Genomic DNA, 15,706 nt, shown 5'->3' on the forward strand with positions numbered 1-15,706 from the left:
CCACCGTCGCCGCCTCTGCCGGCTACCGCCCGCCGGAGGGCAGCAGCTCGCCGGCCACCACGGTGGCCCCCAGTTCCTCCGAGCGCAGCACCCGGGCCGCCAGCCCGTGCCCGCGGAGGATTCCGGCCGTCTGCGCGGACTGCCGGCGGCTGGTCTCTATCAGCACGTGGCCGCCGGGCGCCAGCCACTGACGTGCGCCGGCGGCGACCCGCCGCTGCACCTGAAGCCCGTCGGCGCCGCCGTCGAGGCAGGCCCGCGGCTCGTGGACGCGCGCTTCCTGCGGCATGGTTTCGATGTCTGTCGAGGGAACGTAGGGGGCGTTGACGGCCAGCAGCCGGACCCGGCCCCGGAGGCCTGGCGGGAGGGGAGCATAGAGATCACCCTCGTGGACCTCCCCGCCCAGGGGCAGGACGTTGGTGCGTGCACAGGACACAGCCGCGGGGTCAATATCGGCGCAGTGGAGTTCGGCGGGGCCGGCGAGGGCCGCGAGCGCCGTACCGACAGCGCCGGACCCGCAGCACAAATCGACAACGACCGGTGCCGGGGCGTCGCCCCGCGCCATGCGGCTTGCGTCCAGCAGCGCAGCGGCCTGCCGGACAAGGAATTCCGTCCGGCGGCGGGGCACGAAGACTCCGGTGTCGACCGCGATGCGGAGTCCGCAGAATTCCGCCCAACCGAGAATGTGTTCAAGGGGAAGGCCTGCGACCCTCCGGCCGGCCATCCGTTCGAGCGCCTCCGGCGTCGGGGCCGCGTCGATCAGCAGACGGGCCTCGTCTTCGGCAAACACGCAGCCGGCTGAGCGGAGCCTGGCCGTGAGTATCTCGTGCGGGGAAAGATGGCGGACTACTGGCATGGGAGCGCCTTTCGGTCGGGTGTCAGACGCCCTCACCGTGAGCTGGCCGCGGCCGGCACTGCTGGGCGGCCATCCTTGCTGGACTTGCGTGAACGGGACCCACCTCCTTTGCTGCAGTTGCTCGATTGCCCCATGCTACCGAAGCCGCCCGCGGCCAGCTGTGATGGGGTCTGCTGTGATTGGTCGGGGTTTTGCGGCGGCGGGTTGCGGCGGCGGATTGTGCCGCCTGCTTGGGATGCCTGCTTGGGATGCCTTGGCGGCGGCTGCTGGCAGGATGGCAGCATGGACTCCCCGCCTGCACACGATCTCGTCTGGACCGGCTCCTACACGGCAGATTCCAGCGGCCGCGGCACGGGGATCGGCGCGGTTGCCGCGGCGGCGGACGGCACAATGCGGTGGCTGGGTGTTGCGGCGCCGGCCGACTCGCCGTCCTTCCTGGCGGTCCACCCTTCTCTCCCCGTGGTCTATGCCGTGGCCGAGCAGGCCCGGACCGTCCGGGCCTACCGCCGGGCCGGCGGGTTTGGCTTGGAGCCCGCGGGCCCGGCGTGGCCGGCCGGTGACGCGGCCTGCCATGTCGCCGTCGAGCCTTCCGGCCGTTTCCTCGTTGTCTGCTGCTGGGGCGGCGGCCAGGTGCTGTTCTATGAGCTCGACGCCGACGGCGGCATCGTTGACCGGACGGCCGGCGTCGAATCGCGAGACCCGTACGGCGAGGCTCCCGGCGGCGGCCCCGGCGAACGGGAAAAACGGCCGAGCCGCGCTCACGCGGCACTCATGCTGGCCGACGGCAGGGTGATGACCACCGACCTCGGCCACGACCTGCTGCGGATCTGGAGTGTGGGCTCCGGACCGGAGCGGGCTCTGGGCCCGGTCCTGGACCACGAGGTGGTCCTGCCGCGGGGCAGCGGCCCCCGGCACCTGGTCCAGCATCCGGGCGGCCACGTCTTTGTGGTGACCGAGTATTCAATCGAGGTGGCTGTGGCCGGGTTGTCGCCGGACTCCGGGGACTTCCGGCTCGCTTTCGTCGGGCCCGCCGCCGCCGGCGGGGCGCAGCCGGATGATTCGGCGGCAGAGATCGCGTTGGCGGCCGACGGCAGGTACGCCTATGTGGGCGTCCGCGGTTCGAACCGGATCTGCGTGCTGGAGGTGGAGGCCGGGGGCGCGGCGCTGCGTCCGGTGGCCGACGTCCCCAGCGGCGGCAACTGGCCCCGGCACCATCTGATCCGCGACGGTTTGCTGCACGTCGCCCACGAACGCTCCGGCGACGTCGTAACGTTTCGTCTGGACGCGGCCTCCGGGTTGCCGGGTCTCCCTGCGGACCGGCTGCAGGTGGCCTCCCCCACCGCGCTGGTGCCGGCCCGGCCCCGGCTGGTGCCCCGGGGGGAGGAGCCGGGGCCCGGCTGACGCGGTGCTGCGGTGAAGAGCGGGCTGGTGAGAAGCGGCCGCTGGGTCAGCAGGCCGCGGCAAGCTCCGCGGCAGCCTGATCGACGCCCTGTTCGCCACCATCCAGCTGGATCCCGCCCAACCGGTACCCAACCTCCGGCTGGAACACGCTCTCCGCCTGGAAACCGTCGGCGAAGTGGAGTCCGTCCCCCAACTGGATACCGCCGTCGAGCTGGAAGCCACAGGGACAGCGCCACAGGGCCGGGAGATCGAGGGACGGGTCCGCGGGCCCGAACGAGTAGGAGGGCATCGCCGGCTCCGGCGAGGTCCACTGCATGGGTGCGCCGCAGTGCAGCGGGGCACCGGGCGGGAGCTCTGTCGCGGGGTCCCCGGTCAGGGTTGCGGATTCAGCCACGGCGCCTACTCTCGTTGAGATCTAAAAAACAAGTAGTAAGCATACATATAACTAGTTAAACGAGCTAGTCATGCCGCTCGGCGCCGATGGCCGCGCTCATCCGGCGGAGGAAAGTGATAACCACGCGGGCGTCCTCCGCGCTCATGGACTCTGCCACCGCCATCATGCGCCGGTGCATGTGTCCAAGCGTGGCGCGGACTTCGGAATCCGTCGCCACCGTCGGCACGATCACAAGGGAGCGCCGGTCCGTCGGGTGCGGCTCCCGCCGGACGTGCCCGCTTGCTACCAGCCGGTCGATCAGGGACGTTGTGGAAGCGGTGGTGATGCCCAGGACGCGGCTGAGATCCTTCGGGCCAACCCGTTCGCCTGTCGCTTTGGCCCGCAGCAGGTAGCGCAAAGCCAGCAGGTCGGTCTCACCCATCCCCATCGAATCGCGGGTGGACCGCCTGGTCGCCACCTCCGAGATCCGATAGTCGCGGAGGGCCTGCAGGATCGCCGCCGGAGGATCCAGGCTGTCATCGGGGCCATACCAGTATCCGGAGGCGCCGTGGGAGTCCATTCGCCAAGCCTAGCGGAACTGGTAACTAGCCAGCCGTACAATCCGGGGGGCTGCAGCCACAGGGCCCCAGGGCCCCGGAGCCCTGGGGGCTGGGGCCCCGGCCCGCCAGGACATGACCCCGGTGGCGGGCACAAAAAACCCCGGTTTCCTGTTGCCAGGAAACCGGGGTTTTTCCACTCTTCGCTAAAAGAGTGGGCCCTGTGGGGATCGAACCCACGACCCACGGATTAAAAGTCCGATGCTCTACCAACTGAGCTAAAGGCCCCAGCCGAGAGACCCGAACCAGCGGATAAATCCGCTGGTGCAGCGCGTTTCGGCCCAGTCCATTTCTGGACGTTAACACTGTACCCCAGACCCGGGCCGGCTTTTTTCACGTTGGCCGCACCGGCGTCGTCGGCCCCCTGCGTCTATGGCAGCACGGCGCACCGATCCTCGATTCCCTTGCGGCACTGGAGTAGCGTGGGGGCATGAGCGAGCAAGCAGGATCAAGCGCCCCCGGCCCGCGGCATCACAAGCCGAAGCCCTTCGCACCGATCGACTTTGAGCCTTTCGCCGGAGGGGCCGATCCTGCCCGCGTCTCGGAGGCGGCCCATCTGGCCGCGCAGGCTCTCGTGCGCCGCGGCCGGGACAGCGACGATCCTAAAGTCACCAAACGGCTCGTCAAACTCGCCGATGAGCAGGGCCTGGAAGCAATCGCCGAAATGTGGGCCGAAAGCCCCGCCCGGTCCCTCCCCGGCGCGCTGTGGCGCCTGTACGCCCTGCGGGCCGCCACCATCCAGGATCCCGAGCGGATCTCCGTCTACTTCAAGGCGGGCAAGGACACGGCCCAGGTTTCGCATGTGGTCGCCGGCGCGGCCGAACCGCCCGGCGCCGATGAGATGAAATCCATGGCGGACGCCATCCTCTCCGGGGCGTTCGACGGCGAATTCGACGTCGCCCTGGAACGCTCCGCAGCGTTCTGCCGCGTGGTGGCCCTGGGCCAGGCAACGCTTGCGGACAACGCCGAGCACAGCAACGAAAACCACGCCAGCAAACTCACCCGCAACTCGCATCTGCTCGTCAAGACGGCCGAGGACCTCGAGCACGCCGCCAACGCGTGGCGGCTGGGCGAACTGGACTGAGGGGCCAGCCGGGCCGGGCGGCAGGCGCCCGGATGACGGGCCCGCAGCACCCAGGACACGCACGGCTCGGGCAGGCTGTCAATGTTGACTTGCATGAACCTACGTAGAAAACTAAAAGCGGTGCCGAACCGCGAAACCCCCGGGCTTCAACATTTAGCCGCCTAGAGCGGCCTACCGCCGAGAGGCGTATCCGGTTCGGCACCATTTTCATGCCTTCTTACCCTGATGTTCGCCCGGTTTTCACCTGCGCCGTCACACGCCGCGTCGGGCCGGGCCGGACCCGCCGCGGACGGTAAAGTGATGCGTATGCACTGGTCACCGTCAAGTCACACGGCCGGCCGACTCCACCCGCGAACCTCCTCCCGGAAGACCGGTGACACCACGTGAAGCTGCGCCTGTTCCCCCAGGAGTCCGCCGGACTGAACCTGCTCTCCCAAATGGCGCGCCAGATCGTGCTGGGGACCGGAACGCTCTCGGAGATCCTCGGCGCCCCGGCCAGCGAGCATGCCCGGCTGGTGGAGGACATGCACAACCACGAGGCCAAATCCGCGGAGCTGCACTTTGCCCTCCTGACCCACATGCGCACCAGCTTCGTGAACCCGCTGCCGCGCGAGGACATGTACACGCTGTCCCGGTTCCTCAACGAGGCCATGGAGAAGCTCGACGCCGCCGCCGAGCTCGTCTCCCTTTACAAGCTCGAACGGCTGCCCAGACGGGCCGCCGACCAGCTGGAAATCATCAGCCGCCAGGCCGAACTAACGGTCGATGCGATGCGGCGGCTGAACAATCTGGACGACCTCGAGGACTACTGGATCGAGATCCTGCGCCTGGCCAAGCGTGCCGAGCGCACGCACCGGGTGTGGGTCGCGGACATGCTCCACGAGATGAAGGCCATGCAGTACGCGCGCAACCGCGATGTCGCGAACCAGCTCGTGGAAGTCACAAAGGACATGCGCCGGATCGCGACCCAGGTGGGCAGCATCATCGTCAAGGAATCCTGACGTGGTGCTCTTCTTCCTTGCCCTGGTGCTGCTCTGCGCCGGGGCCTTTGCATTCCTCAACGGGTTCAGGGACGCGTCCTCGTCGGTGGCGCTGGCCGTGCGGACGCGCGCGCTGACCCCAACAGTGGCGGTGATTCTGGCCAGCCTGTTCAACTTCATCGGTGCCGGGCTGAGCGCCGCCCTGGCTCTGGCCGTCAGCCAGGCGTGGCTGTCGCTGCCGCCGGGCACAAACGGCCTGACGATTCTGCTGGCCGCGCTGCTGAGCGCCATCCTCTGGGGCGTCTACTTGTGGTGGCGCGGCATCCCCTCGTCCTCCACGCATGCCCTGGTCGGCGGGCTCGCCGGGGCGGGGGTCGCCAGCGTCGCCGTCGGCGGAAACCCTGTCATGGGCGTTGACGCCTCGCTCCTGTCCCAGGTGGTGCTCCCGCTGCTGATCTCACCGGTGATCGCCTATGCGGGGTCGTTCCTGCTGGTCTGGCCTGCGGGCTGGGCGGCCCGGTACACGCCGCCCAATGTCGTCAACACCCGCTCCCGGCGGGCCCAGGCCATTGCCGCGGGCGCCGTCGCCTTCGGGCACGGGCTGCAGGACGGCCAACGCACCAGCGCGGTGGTGATCCTGGCGCTGCTGGCGGCCGGGCTCTCCGACGGCGGTTCAGTGCCGGTGTGGGTGGCCCTGCTGACGGCCGTCTTGCTGTCGGCGGGAACCCTCGCGGGCGGGTGGCGGATTTCCTACACCATCGGCTACCGGCTGACCCGGGTCGATCCCCTGCGCGGATTCGTCGCGCAGATGTACAGTGCGGTGATGCTGTTGGTGGGCGCGATCGGGCTGCACTGGCCCGTCTCCACCACGCACACGGTGACGGCGGCAACCCTTGGCGCCGGCGCCAACCAGTGTTTCCCGGGCACCGACCGGCGGCTGGTGATCCGCATCCTGGTGTTCTGGGTAGCGACCCCGGTTGTCACCGCTGCCGCCGCGTTCGTCCTGCAGTTGGCGCTCTCGACGGTGGCCGGCCTGTAGCAGCCTGGTTATCCGAAGCGGCCGGAGACGTAGTCCTCGGTGGCCTTCTCGGTCGGGTTGCTGAAGATCGTGGGGGTGTCGCCGAACTCGATCAGCTTGCCCGGCTTGCCGGTGCCGGCAATGTTGAAGAAGGCCGTCTTGTCCGACACGCGGGCCGCCTGCTGCATGTTGTGCGTCACGATCACCACCGTGTACTGGTCCTTGAGCTCATTGATGAGGTCCTCAATGGCCAGCGTCGAGATCGGGTCCAGGGCGGAGCAGGGCTCGTCCATGAGGATTACCTGGGGTTCAACGGCAATCGCGCGCGCAATGCACAGGCGCTGCTGCTGGCCGCCGGACAGCCCGGAGCCGGGCTTGGCCAGACGGTCCTTGACCTCGTTCCAGAGGTTGGCACCCTGCAGGGACCGCTCCACCAGGACATCGGCCTCGCCCTTGGAGATCTTCGTGTTGTTCAGCTTCACGCCGGCCAGCACGTTGTCCCGGATGGACATGGTGGGGAACGGGTTGGGGCGCTGGAACACCATGCCGATCTGGGACCGGACGGTGACCGGGTCGACGCCGGGGCCGTACAGGTTGTCCCCGTCCAGCAGCACTTCGCCTTCAACCCTCGCGCCGGGAATGACCTCGTGCATGCGGTTCAGGGTGCGCAGGAAGGTGGACTTGCCGCAACCCGAGGGGCCGATGAAGGCCGTGACGGACTTGGCGTCGATGTTGATGTTGACGCCTTCGACGGCCAGGAATTTGCTGTAGTAGACGTTCAGGTCCTTGACGTCGATGCGCTTAGACATGGTGTTCCTTCACTTGCTGGAGGTAGGGGCGGCGGGCGCGGATGGCCTAGCGGCCTGTCTTGGGGGCGAAGATGCGGGCAATCAGGCGGGCGCCGAGGTTGAGCAGCATCACCAGGATGATGAGTACCAGGGCCGCGCCCCAGGCCCGCTGGGAGGACGGGTCCGGGTTCGACGGCGAGGTGGGGTTCAGGATCTGGGTGTAGATGAAGGTCGGCAGGGAGGCCATCCAGCCGCTGAACACGTTGGTGTTGATGGTGGTCGCGAATCCGGCGGTGACCAGAATCGGCGCGGTTTCGCCGATCACGCGGGCGATCGCCAGGGTGATGCCGGACGCGATGCCGGAGATCGCCGTCGGGAGGACCACCTTGAGGATGGTCCGCCACTTGCGGACGCCGAGGGCGTAGGCGGCCTCGCGGAGTTCGTTGGGCACGATCTTGAGCATTTCCTCGCTGGAGCGGACCACCACCGGGATCATCAGCACCGAAAGTGCGACGGCGGCTACGGCGCCGGTCTTGGTGCCCGGGCCGACCACCGCGAAGAACGCGGCGGCGGCGAACAGGCCGGCGACAATCGAGGGGATGCCGGTCATGACGTCCACGAAGAAGGTGATGGCCCGGGCCAGTGCGCGGTCCTCGCCGTATTCCACGAGGTAGATCGCGGTCAGCAGGCCCACGGGGACCGAGATGAGGGTGGCGAGCACCGTGATCAGCAAGGTGCCCATGAGCGCGTGGTAGATGCCGCCCAGCAGGGGGGCGCCTTCCTCGACCGTCTTGTTGTCGAAGGCGCCGGTGACCCCGTTCATGGAGGTGGTGAGGAACCCGGGATCCAGGAGCCCGGGGAGCCCATTGATCAGCACGGTCCAGATCACCGAGAACAGGGGCAGCAGGGCAACCAGGAAGGCCCCCACAACCAGGCAGGTGGCCAGCTTGTCCTTGGCTTTGCGGGCGCCTTCCACAACAAGGCTCCAGCCCACCAGGCCGGCGGCGAAGAGAATGGCGGAGACGATCCCCCAGCCGAAGGCATTGAAGCCGATCAGCGCGAGGATCGCCGCGCCGAGGATCAAAGCAACGGCCAGGACGATGTACGGCGCGGCCTTGGGCAGTTGGCCCCTGGTCAGCGCCGAGCGCTTGCGTACCGGAGTCAGGGTGGAGGTCATTTAGTTGGCTCCCGAGAATTCTTTGTGCCGGCTGATGATTCCCCGGGCAATCATGTTCACTCCGAGGGTAATGACGAACAGCACCAGGCCCGCGGCGATCAGCGTGCTGACCTTGAGCCCGCTGGCCTCGGGGAAGTTCAGGGCGATTTCGGCGGCGATGGTCTGGTTGCCGGTCTGGATCAGGCTGGCGGTCAGGGCTCCGGAGGACAGCACCAGCGCGACGGCCATGGTCTCGCCGAGGGCCCGGCCCAGTCCCAGCATCACGGCGCTGATGATTCCGGGCCGGCCGAACGGCAGCACGGTCATCCGGATCATCTCCCAGCGGGTGGCCCCGAGCGCCAGCGCGGCCTCTTCGTGCAGCTTGGGGGTCTGCAGGAAGATTTCGCGGGTCAGGGAGGTGATGATGGGCAGGACCATGACGGCGAGCACGATTCCGGCCGTCAGGATGGTCTTGCCGGTGGCGGAGGCGGGGCCCTGGAAGATCGGCAGCCAGCCCATGTTCTCGGCCAGCCAGTTGTACGACGGCGAGATTTCCTTGGCCAGGAACGCGACGCCCCAGGCGCCGTAGACCACGGACGGGATGGCGGCGAGGAGGTCAATCACGTAACCCAGGCCGGAGGCGAGCTGGCGCGGTGCGAAGTGCGAAATGAACAGCGCGACTCCGATCGCGATCGGCGTCGCGATCACGAGAGCGATCACCGAGGCGATGAGGGTGCCGATGACGAGCGGCCAGATGTAGGTGAAGAATCCTTCGCCGCCCTGGATCTTGTCCGCCGGAGCCACGAGGGCGGGGAGCGCCTGGATCACGAGAAACAGTGCCACGCCGAAGAGCACGACGAGGATCAAACACCCTGCTGCCAAGGTGGCTGCGGAAAAGACTTTGTCACCGGCGTGGCCTGCGCCCCGGGACTTGGTCAGGGAGGTGGTGGTCACTTCACGGTCCTTCGGTTTGGATGGGATCCGGGCGCCGGGTGCGGAGGCCTCCGCGGCCGGTGCCCGGCAAATCTTGATGTATGGAACAAACGCGTCAGTTCCCTGCTCCATGGCGGCCGCCGGTGGCGGCCGCCATGATGCAGGGAACCTTGATCAGGCCCGTGTTTCCACTATGCCCTTTTCCACTTCGCCTCGCGGCGCAGCGTATTCCTAGGCCTTGGCCTTGACGGAGTCGACGGCAGCCATTGCCTTGTCCTGGAGGGTCTTGGACAGCGGCGCCGACTTGGCGGCGTCGGCGGCGGCCTGCTGGCCCGCGTCGGAGGCGGCGTACTTGACGAAGGCCTTGACCAGGTCAGCGGTGGCCTGCGTGTCGTAGGTGGTGCAGACGATGTGGTAGGACACCAGGACGATCGGGTAGGCGCCCGCGGCGGTGGTGGTGCGGTCCAGCTTGATGGCGAGGTCGTTGGCGTTGCGGCCCTCGACCGGCTTGCCCTGGTCGACTGCCTTGGAAGCTGCCTCGGCGGAGATCTTCGTGAAGGAGTCGCCGACCTTGATCTGCGCGGTGCCGAGCTTGCCGCTGACAGCGGAGTCGTCGGCGTAGGTCACGGCGCCGGGGGTGTCGGTGACAGTCTTGACGACGCCGGAGGTGCCCTTGGCGTTCTCGCCCTTCAGGCTGGCGGGCCAGACGCCGGCTGCCTTGTCGGTCCACACGGTGGGGGCTACGGCGGACAGGTAGTCGGTGAAGTTGGTGGTGGTGCCCGAGTCATCGGAGCGGTTCACCGGGGTGACCTTGAGGTCCGGAAGCTGGACGCCCGGGTTCATGGCCGCGATGGCGGGGTCATTCCAGTTGGCGACCTCGCCGCGGAAGATCTTTGCGACGGTGGCGGCGTCGAGCTTCAGGTCCGTGATGCCAGGGACGTTGAAGGCGACGGCGATCGGGGAAATGTAGACCGGAATGTCAATGGCCCCGTCGGGACCACACTTTTCCTTGGAGCTGGCGAGTTCGTCATCCTTGAGGTAGGCATCGGAGCCGGCGAACTGGGCCGAGCCGTCGAGGATCGCCTTGCGTCCGGCGCCGGAACCGTCCGGGGAGTACTGCACAGTTGCGCCCTGGTTCGCGGTAGCGAAGTTGGTCTTCCAGACATCCATGGCTGCGCCCTGGGCGGAAGAACCGATGCCGGTCAGGGTGCCGGTGACCGCGGGACCCGAGGCGGACGGCGCGGCGGTCTGGGCCGTGTTGGTTGCGTTGTCCGAACCGCAGGCGGTCAGCGCAAGTGCGCCGACGGCGATTACAGCGATAGCCGCGTTGCGGCCGAAGCGGAGAGCCTTCACTGAGTTGTACCCCTTCCAGGGCTGTGAGTGCCGGGCCCGGAGAAGGCCCGCAGGGATGCGTACGGGTTTGTACCTTTACCGACCGTAAGTGGCCCAGGTGAAGAGAATTGCGGACCAAAGTGAACGGCCGGTGAACGACGCGGGACTATTGGCTTACATATGCCGGGCCGCCATTGTGTTCTGTGCGTCACAGTCGTATCAGCCGCACAGTGCCCGCGGCCCGTGCCGTGTCCTGCCGTGCCGGCCGTCCCGGCGCAGCAAATAGACTGGAGGGCATGGCCTCCGCGACTGGACTCTCCGCAAGCGCACGATTCCTGCGCGGCCGGGTCCGCACCGGCTTTGTCCGGAGCCGGAACTCCCTGGGCCCGGCCATCCAGATGACCACTTGCGCCGTGGGCGCTTACGCTTTCGCAGAATACGTCCTGGGTCACAGCGGGCCGTTGTTTGCGGCCACGTCATCCCTTATTGCGCTCGGTTTTTCCCGCGACCCCCGGCTGCGCCGCGTCATCGAGGTGGGCTTGGGCTGCACGCTCGGAATCGTGGTCGGAGACCTGCTGCTGCACTGGCTGGGCTCCGGAATCTGGCAGGCCGCCGTCGTGCTCCTTTTCTCCATCCTGCTGGCCAGGTTCCTGGACAGCGGGACGATTTTCACGACGCAACTGGGCCTGCAGTCGGTGCTCGTGGTGCTCCTGCCCGCACCGATCGGGGGCCCGTTCACCCGCAGCATCGACGCCGTGGTGGGCGGAGTGTTCGCGCTGCTGATGACCGTCCTCGTTCCCAAGGATCCGCGGCGTGAACCCCGCAGCGACGTCAAGAAGCTCCTGCACGAGCTCGCCGAGGTGCTGCGGGAATGCGCCTCGGCGCTGAGCTACAGCGATTCCACCCAGGCCTGGCACGCCCTCATCCGGGGCCGGAACTGCCAGCCGCTCGTCGACGCCATGCGCCAGTCGCTGCGTGCCTCCGGCGAAGTGGCAACCTTGGCCCCAGCCTACCGGCGGCACCGGGACGAACTGGACCAGATGGAGCAGTCGCTGGACTACATCGATCTCGCGCTGCGCAACAGCCGGGTCTTTGCGCGCCGACTGACCAGCGCCATCAACCATGCGGCGCTCTCCGACGAGGCCACCCAGAACATCGCCGAGGTCCTGCAGGAGACGGCCGCCGCCGTCGACGAGCTCTCGCTCGGCCTGGCGGAAGTCCACGACGGCGCCCGCCGCGCCCACCTGCGGACAGCACGCTCGGAGCTGCGGGAGATCGCAGGCCGGCTGCATCCGCGGATACTGGACGTCCAGCGGCTGGAGGGCGAAACGGTGGTCATGTTGTTCCGCCCGCTCATGGTGGACCTGCTCGAGGCCGCCGGGCTGGATTCCAAGGAAGCCCGGGACATCCTGCCCCCGCTGTAGCTGCTGCAGCTGGGGGCACGGGCCTGCTGACCCCGCCGCCGGCGCACTTGTTGTCGCTGGCCCCCGATAGTGTGGACCAATGGCTACGAAGACTTCCCGGGGGCCGAAGGCGCCCGGCTATAAATGCGCCGAATGCGGCTGGACGACGGCCAAGTGGGTGGGCCGCTGCGGCGAGTGCCAGGCGTGGGGCAGCGTGGAGGAGACCGGCACCGCCGTCGCCCGGACGACGGCGGCCACGACGGTCCTGGAACCGGCCCGCCGGATCGCCGACGTCGACGCCACTACCGCCGCGTTCCTGCCCACCGGCGTGGATGAACTCGACCGTGTGCTCGGCGGCGGGCTGGTGCCAGGCGCCGTGATCCTGCTGGCGGGCGAGCCCGGGGTGGGCAAGTCGACGCTGCTGCTGGACGTTGCGGCCAAGTTCGCCCGCACGGCGCAGGACGTCCTCTACATCACCGGCGAGGAATCCGCGGCCCAGGTCAAGCTCCGCGCGGACCGGATCGACGCCGTCGCCGAATCCCTGTACCTGTCTGCCGAAACTGACCTGGGGCAGGCCCTGGGGCAGGTGGAGAAGCTGGAGCCACGCCTGCTGGTGGTGGACTCCGTGCAGACCCTCAGCAGCGCCGACGTCGAGGGCAGCGCCGGCGGCGTGTCCCAGGTGCGCGAGGTGGCGGCGTCCCTGATCGCCGCGGCCAAGCGCCGCAACATGACCACGCTGCTGGTCGGGCACGTGACCAAGGACGGCTCCATCGCCGGGCCCCGGCTGCTGGAACACCTCGTGGACGTCGTCTGCCAGTTCGAAGGCGAACGGCACTCGCGGCTGCGGCTGCTGCGCGCGGTCAAGAACCGCTACGGACCCACCGATGACGTCGGCTGCTTCGATCTGAACGAGGACGGCATCGAGGGCCTCGCCGATCCCAGTGGGCTGTTCGTCTCCCGGACCAAGGAGCCCGTTTCGGGAACCTGCATCACGGTCACGCTGGAGGGCCGCCGGCCGCTGCTGGCCGAGGTGCAGGCGCTGCTCGCCGAGAGTGCCAGCTCCCAGCCCCGCCGCGCCACCAGCGGGCTCGACAGCTCGCGCGTCGCGATGCTGCTGGCCGTCCTGCAGCAGCGCGCCGGCTGCCTGCTGAATAAGGACGACTCGTACGTGGCAACGGTCGGCGGGGTCAAGCTCAGCGAACCCGCCACGGACCTCGCCGTGGCCCTGGCGGTGGCTTCGGCCAAGGCCAGGAAGCCGCTCCCCCAGCGGCTCATAGCCTTCGGCGAGGTGGGCCTGGCGGGCGAAGTCCGCCCGGTGCCCGGCATCAACCAGCGCATCCAGGAGGCGCACCGGCTCGGCTTCACCCATGCCGTGGTACCGGCCAGCCCCAACGGGCACGGACCGGTTCCGGCGGGCTTCTCGGTCCGCGAGGTCGGCCACCTGGCCGAGGCCCTGGGACTGCTGATCAGCTGACGCCGCGGAAGCCGGGCGCCCCGGTGGTCTGGGACCTGGGGACGATGCGAGTTGCCAGAGGTCCGCTGAGGCTGGAAATGCCCTCTTGCCAAAGATACCCCCCGGGGGTATGTTGGGCGTAGCCGCAGATGACTGAGCATCCGTCAGGAGCACACACCATGGAACACCGGCACAGCAGCCCCGGCGCGGACCAGGGCCTCCGAAACCACAGCCCGGGCGGGACGCCGCACGGCAACCATGCTGTGAGCTCCGCCGCGGACGAGCACACGGTACACACTCACGGCCAGCATGCCGGGCACAGCGTCGCGATGTTCAGGGACAGGTTCTGGCTGTCACTGGCCCTGGCCGTGCCGGTGGTCTTCTTCAGCCCCATGTTCGCGGAACTCCTGGGCTACGCTCCTCCCGCCTTCCCCGGCTCAGCATGGATCCCGCCGGTCTTCGGCACGGCGATCTACCTCTACGGCGGCCGTCCGTTCCTCCAGGGCGGACTCAATGAACTGAAGACGCGAAAACCGGGGATGATGCTGCTGATTGCCATGGCCATCAGCGTCGCCTTTATCGCCTCCTGGGTGACCAGCCTCGGCATCGGCGGTTTCGATCTCGACTTCTGGTGGGAGCTGGCGCTGCTGGTCCCCATCATGCTGCTGGGCCACTGGATCGAGATGCGCGCCCTCGGCTCGGCGCAGGGTGCGCTGGATGCCCTGGCGGCGCTGCTGCCCGACGAAGCGGAACGCGTCACGACCGCCGGCACGGAGACCGTCAGCCTCGCCGAACTCCGTGCCGGGGACACCATCCTGGTCCGCCCCGGCGGCCGGATGCCGGCCGACGGCACCGTCAGCGGCGGGCAGGCCGAATTCGACGAATCCATGATCACGGGCGAATCAAAAACCGTCCTGCGGGCCCCGGGGGATCCCGTGGTGGCCGGCACCATCGCCACTGACAACTCCGTGAGGGTCCGGGTGTCGGCCATCGGCGAGGACACGGCCCTCGCCGGGATCCGGCGCCTCGTGGCCGAGGCACAGGCCTCCTCCTCCCGGGCCCAGGCCCTGGCCGACCGGGCTGCGGCCTTCCTCTTCTACTTCGCGGCCGGCACCGGCGTCCTGACGTTCATCTTCTGGACCCTGATGGGCAGCCTAGGAGACGCGGTCACCCGCACCGTCACTGTCCTGGTCATCGCCTGCCCCCACGCCCTCGGCCTTGCCATCCCGCTCGTCATCGCCATTTCCACCGAGCGCGCCGCCCGGGCGGGCGTCCTGATCAAGAACCGGATGGCGCTGGAGCGCATGCGGACAGTCGATGTCGTGCTGTTCGACAAGACCGGAACCCTGACCAGGGGCGAACCGGAACTCAAGGAAGTCGCCGCCGCAGACGCGGGAACAACCGGCCAAGACGCTGCGCAGGATACGGTGCTGGCACTCGCGGCCGCCGTGGAGGCTGACAGCGAGCATCCCCTGGCCCGCTCAATCGTTGCCGCGGCCCGTGAACGGGGACTGAAGCTTCCGACGGCGGACGGGTTCACGTCGCTGACTGGCCGCGGAGTCCGCGCCACGGTCGACGGCCGCACGGTCCAGGTGGGCGGTCCGGCCCTGCTCCGGGAGCTGGGTCTGCCGGAGCCGTCGGATTTGGCCGCCACGACCGGCGCCTGGCTGGAGCGCGGCGCGGCGGTGCTTCATGTCGTGGACGGCGGCAGGGTTCTGGGTGCTGTCAGCCTCGAGGATGCCGTGCGGCCCGAGTCCCGCCAGGCCGTCCGGGCCCTGCAGGCACGCGGCATCAAGGTGGCCATGGTCACCGGCGACGCCCGGCAGGTGGCGCACGCCGTCGCCGCCGAGCTCGGCATCGACGAAGTGTTCGCCGAGGTACTCCCGGCCGACAAGGACAAGAAAGTGGCGGAGCTCCAGGGCCGCGGGCTGAAGGTGGCCATGGTGGGCGACGGCGTCAACGACTCCCCCGCGCTGGCACGGGCGGAGGTGGGGATCGCGATTGGCGGCGGCACGGATGTGGCCGTGGAATCCGCCGGTGCGGTCCTGGCCGGCAACGATCCGCGGGCTGTGCTGTCAATGCTCGATCTTTCCAGGGCGAGCTACCGGAAGATGTGGCAAAACCTCGTGTGGGCCACCGGATACAACGTCATCTCGGTGCCGCTGGCTGCCGGTGTCCTCGCCTTCGCCGGAATTGTCCTGTCCCCCGCCGCGGGCGCCGTGATGATGTCGGCGTCGACCATTGTGGTTGCCCTGAACGCCCAGTTGCTGCGCAGGCTTAAGCTCAACCCGGCCGCGGTCAGCTGACCTGTTGGA

At 68.5% G+C, this 15,706-nt stretch carries 14 protein-coding genes and 1 tRNA gene; 7 read left to right on the forward strand and 8 right to left on the reverse strand.

The genetic code is table 11. The features are described from left to right. Positions 1 to 22: 22 nt before the first annotated feature. Entirely contained in the window at positions 23 to 853 is an 831-nt protein-coding gene (locus tag AC1D0A_RS07055) for a putative protein N(5)-glutamine methyltransferase (protein WP_476945456.1), read from the reverse strand. Positions 854 to 1,135: 282 nt separating this feature from the next. On the opposite strand from AC1D0A_RS07055, the gene AC1D0A_RS07060 reads away from it, so the two are divergent. Further along, positions 1,136 to 2,254, forward strand: coding sequence for a lactonase family protein (locus AC1D0A_RS07060; RefSeq protein WP_476945457.1), 1,119 nt, complete (start codon positions 1,136 to 1,138; stop codon positions 2,252 to 2,254). A 46-nt stretch (positions 2,255 to 2,300) separates the two neighbouring features. Here the strand turns inward: AC1D0A_RS07060 and AC1D0A_RS07065 are convergent, their stop codons facing one another. The 3 genes from AC1D0A_RS07065 to AC1D0A_RS07075 form a co-directional block, all read right to left on the reverse strand. Further along, positions 2,301 to 2,648, reverse strand: a complete 348-nt coding sequence (locus AC1D0A_RS07065; protein WP_476945458.1) for a hypothetical protein — start codon at positions 2,646 to 2,648, stop codon at positions 2,301 to 2,303. A 64-nt stretch (positions 2,649 to 2,712) separates the two neighbouring features. After that, positions 2,713 to 3,207 (reverse strand): MarR family winged helix-turn-helix transcriptional regulator, encoded by a 495-nt coding sequence (locus AC1D0A_RS07070; RefSeq protein WP_243178334.1) that lies wholly within the window; start codon positions 3,205 to 3,207, stop codon positions 2,713 to 2,715. 192 nt (positions 3,208 to 3,399) lie between these two features. Next, positions 3,400 to 3,472, reverse strand: a tRNA-Lys gene (locus tag AC1D0A_RS07075). Between the two features lie 202 nt (positions 3,473 to 3,674). Here AC1D0A_RS07075 and AC1D0A_RS07080 point away from each other — a divergent pair. The 3 genes from AC1D0A_RS07080 (at position 3,675) to AC1D0A_RS07090 (ending at position 6,347) form a co-directional block, all read left to right on the forward strand. Then, entirely contained in the window at positions 3,675 to 4,328 is a 654-nt protein-coding gene (locus AC1D0A_RS07080; protein ID WP_018774895.1) for a hypothetical protein, read from the forward strand. A gap of 383 nt (positions 4,329 to 4,711) precedes the next feature. Next, a complete protein-coding gene (locus tag AC1D0A_RS07085; protein WP_028276610.1) occupies positions 4,712 to 5,329 on the forward strand; it encodes a DUF47 domain-containing protein in 618 nt (205 codons plus the stop codon). 1 nt (position 5,330) lies between these two features. Then, positions 5,331 to 6,347, forward strand: a complete 1,017-nt coding sequence (locus AC1D0A_RS07090) for an inorganic phosphate transporter (protein ID WP_459383617.1) — start codon at positions 5,331 to 5,333, stop codon at positions 6,345 to 6,347. Positions 6,348 to 6,355: 8 nt separating this feature from the next. Here AC1D0A_RS07090 and pstB read toward each other — a convergent pair whose 3' ends face one another. From pstB to pstS, 4 genes are all read right to left on the reverse strand, one after another. Beyond that, the gene (gene pstB, locus AC1D0A_RS07095; protein ID WP_018774898.1) at positions 6,356 to 7,135 is read right to left on the reverse strand and encodes a phosphate ABC transporter ATP-binding protein PstB; all 780 of its coding nucleotides are present in this window, start codon (positions 7,133 to 7,135) and stop codon (positions 6,356 to 6,358) included. A 46-nt stretch (positions 7,136 to 7,181) separates the two neighbouring features. Beyond that, entirely contained in the window at positions 7,182 to 8,291 is a 1,110-nt protein-coding gene (gene pstA / locus AC1D0A_RS07100; protein WP_459383616.1) for a phosphate ABC transporter permease PstA, read from the reverse strand. Further along, positions 8,292 to 9,224: a phosphate ABC transporter permease subunit PstC gene (pstC, locus tag AC1D0A_RS07105; RefSeq protein WP_230007456.1), complete on the reverse strand. Its 933-nt coding sequence runs from the start codon at positions 9,222 to 9,224 to the stop codon at positions 8,292 to 8,294. 210 nt (positions 9,225 to 9,434) lie between these two features. Next, positions 9,435 to 10,556 (reverse strand): phosphate ABC transporter substrate-binding protein PstS, encoded by a 1,122-nt coding sequence (gene pstS / locus AC1D0A_RS07110; protein ID WP_028276613.1) that lies wholly within the window; start codon positions 10,554 to 10,556, stop codon positions 9,435 to 9,437. Positions 10,557 to 10,831: 275 nt separating this feature from the next. On the opposite strand from pstS, the gene AC1D0A_RS07115 reads away from it, so the two are divergent. From AC1D0A_RS07115 to AC1D0A_RS07125, 3 genes are all read left to right on the forward strand, one after another. Then, the gene (locus AC1D0A_RS07115) at positions 10,832 to 11,959 is read left to right on the forward strand and encodes an FUSC family protein (protein WP_028276614.1); all 1,128 of its coding nucleotides are present in this window, start codon (positions 10,832 to 10,834) and stop codon (positions 11,957 to 11,959) included. 79 nt (positions 11,960 to 12,038) lie between these two features. Next, a complete protein-coding gene (radA, locus tag AC1D0A_RS07120) occupies positions 12,039 to 13,412 on the forward strand; it encodes a DNA repair protein RadA (protein WP_223914678.1) in 1,374 nt (457 codons plus the stop codon). 158 nt (positions 13,413 to 13,570) lie between these two features. Next, a complete protein-coding gene (locus tag AC1D0A_RS07125) occupies positions 13,571 to 15,697 on the forward strand; it encodes a copper-translocating P-type ATPase (protein WP_476945459.1) in 2,127 nt (708 codons plus the stop codon). Positions 15,698 to 15,706: the final 9 nt, after the last annotated feature.

This window comes from Arthrobacter sp. P1_D4, assembly GCF_056406115.1.

Coding starts and splice junctions, on each gene's coding strand:
- pstB (WP_018774898.1), bottom strand. CDS start 7,135: ATGTCTAAGCGCATCGACGTCAAGGACCTGAACGTCTACTACAGCAAA.
- AC1D0A_RS07125 (WP_476945459.1), top strand. CDS start 13,571: ATGGAACACCGGCACAGCAGCCCCGGCGCGGACCAGGGCCTCCGAAAC.
- AC1D0A_RS07080 (WP_018774895.1), top strand. CDS start 3,675: ATGAGCGAGCAAGCAGGATCAAGCGCCCCCGGCCCGCGGCATCACAAG.
- AC1D0A_RS07055 (WP_476945456.1), bottom strand. CDS start 853: ATGCCAGTAGTCCGCCATCTTTCCCCGCACGAGATACTCACGGCCAGG.
- AC1D0A_RS07115 (WP_028276614.1), top strand. CDS start 10,832: ATGGCCTCCGCGACTGGACTCTCCGCAAGCGCACGATTCCTGCGCGGC.
- AC1D0A_RS07060 (WP_476945457.1), top strand. CDS start 1,136: ATGGACTCCCCGCCTGCACACGATCTCGTCTGGACCGGCTCCTACACG.
- pstA (WP_459383616.1), bottom strand. CDS start 8,291: ATGACCTCCACCCTGACTCCGGTACGCAAGCGCTCGGCGCTGACCAGG.
- radA (WP_223914678.1), top strand. CDS start 12,039: ATGGCTACGAAGACTTCCCGGGGGCCGAAGGCGCCCGGCTATAAATGC.
- AC1D0A_RS07070 (WP_243178334.1), bottom strand. CDS start 3,207: ATGGACTCCCACGGCGCCTCCGGATACTGGTATGGCCCCGATGACAGC.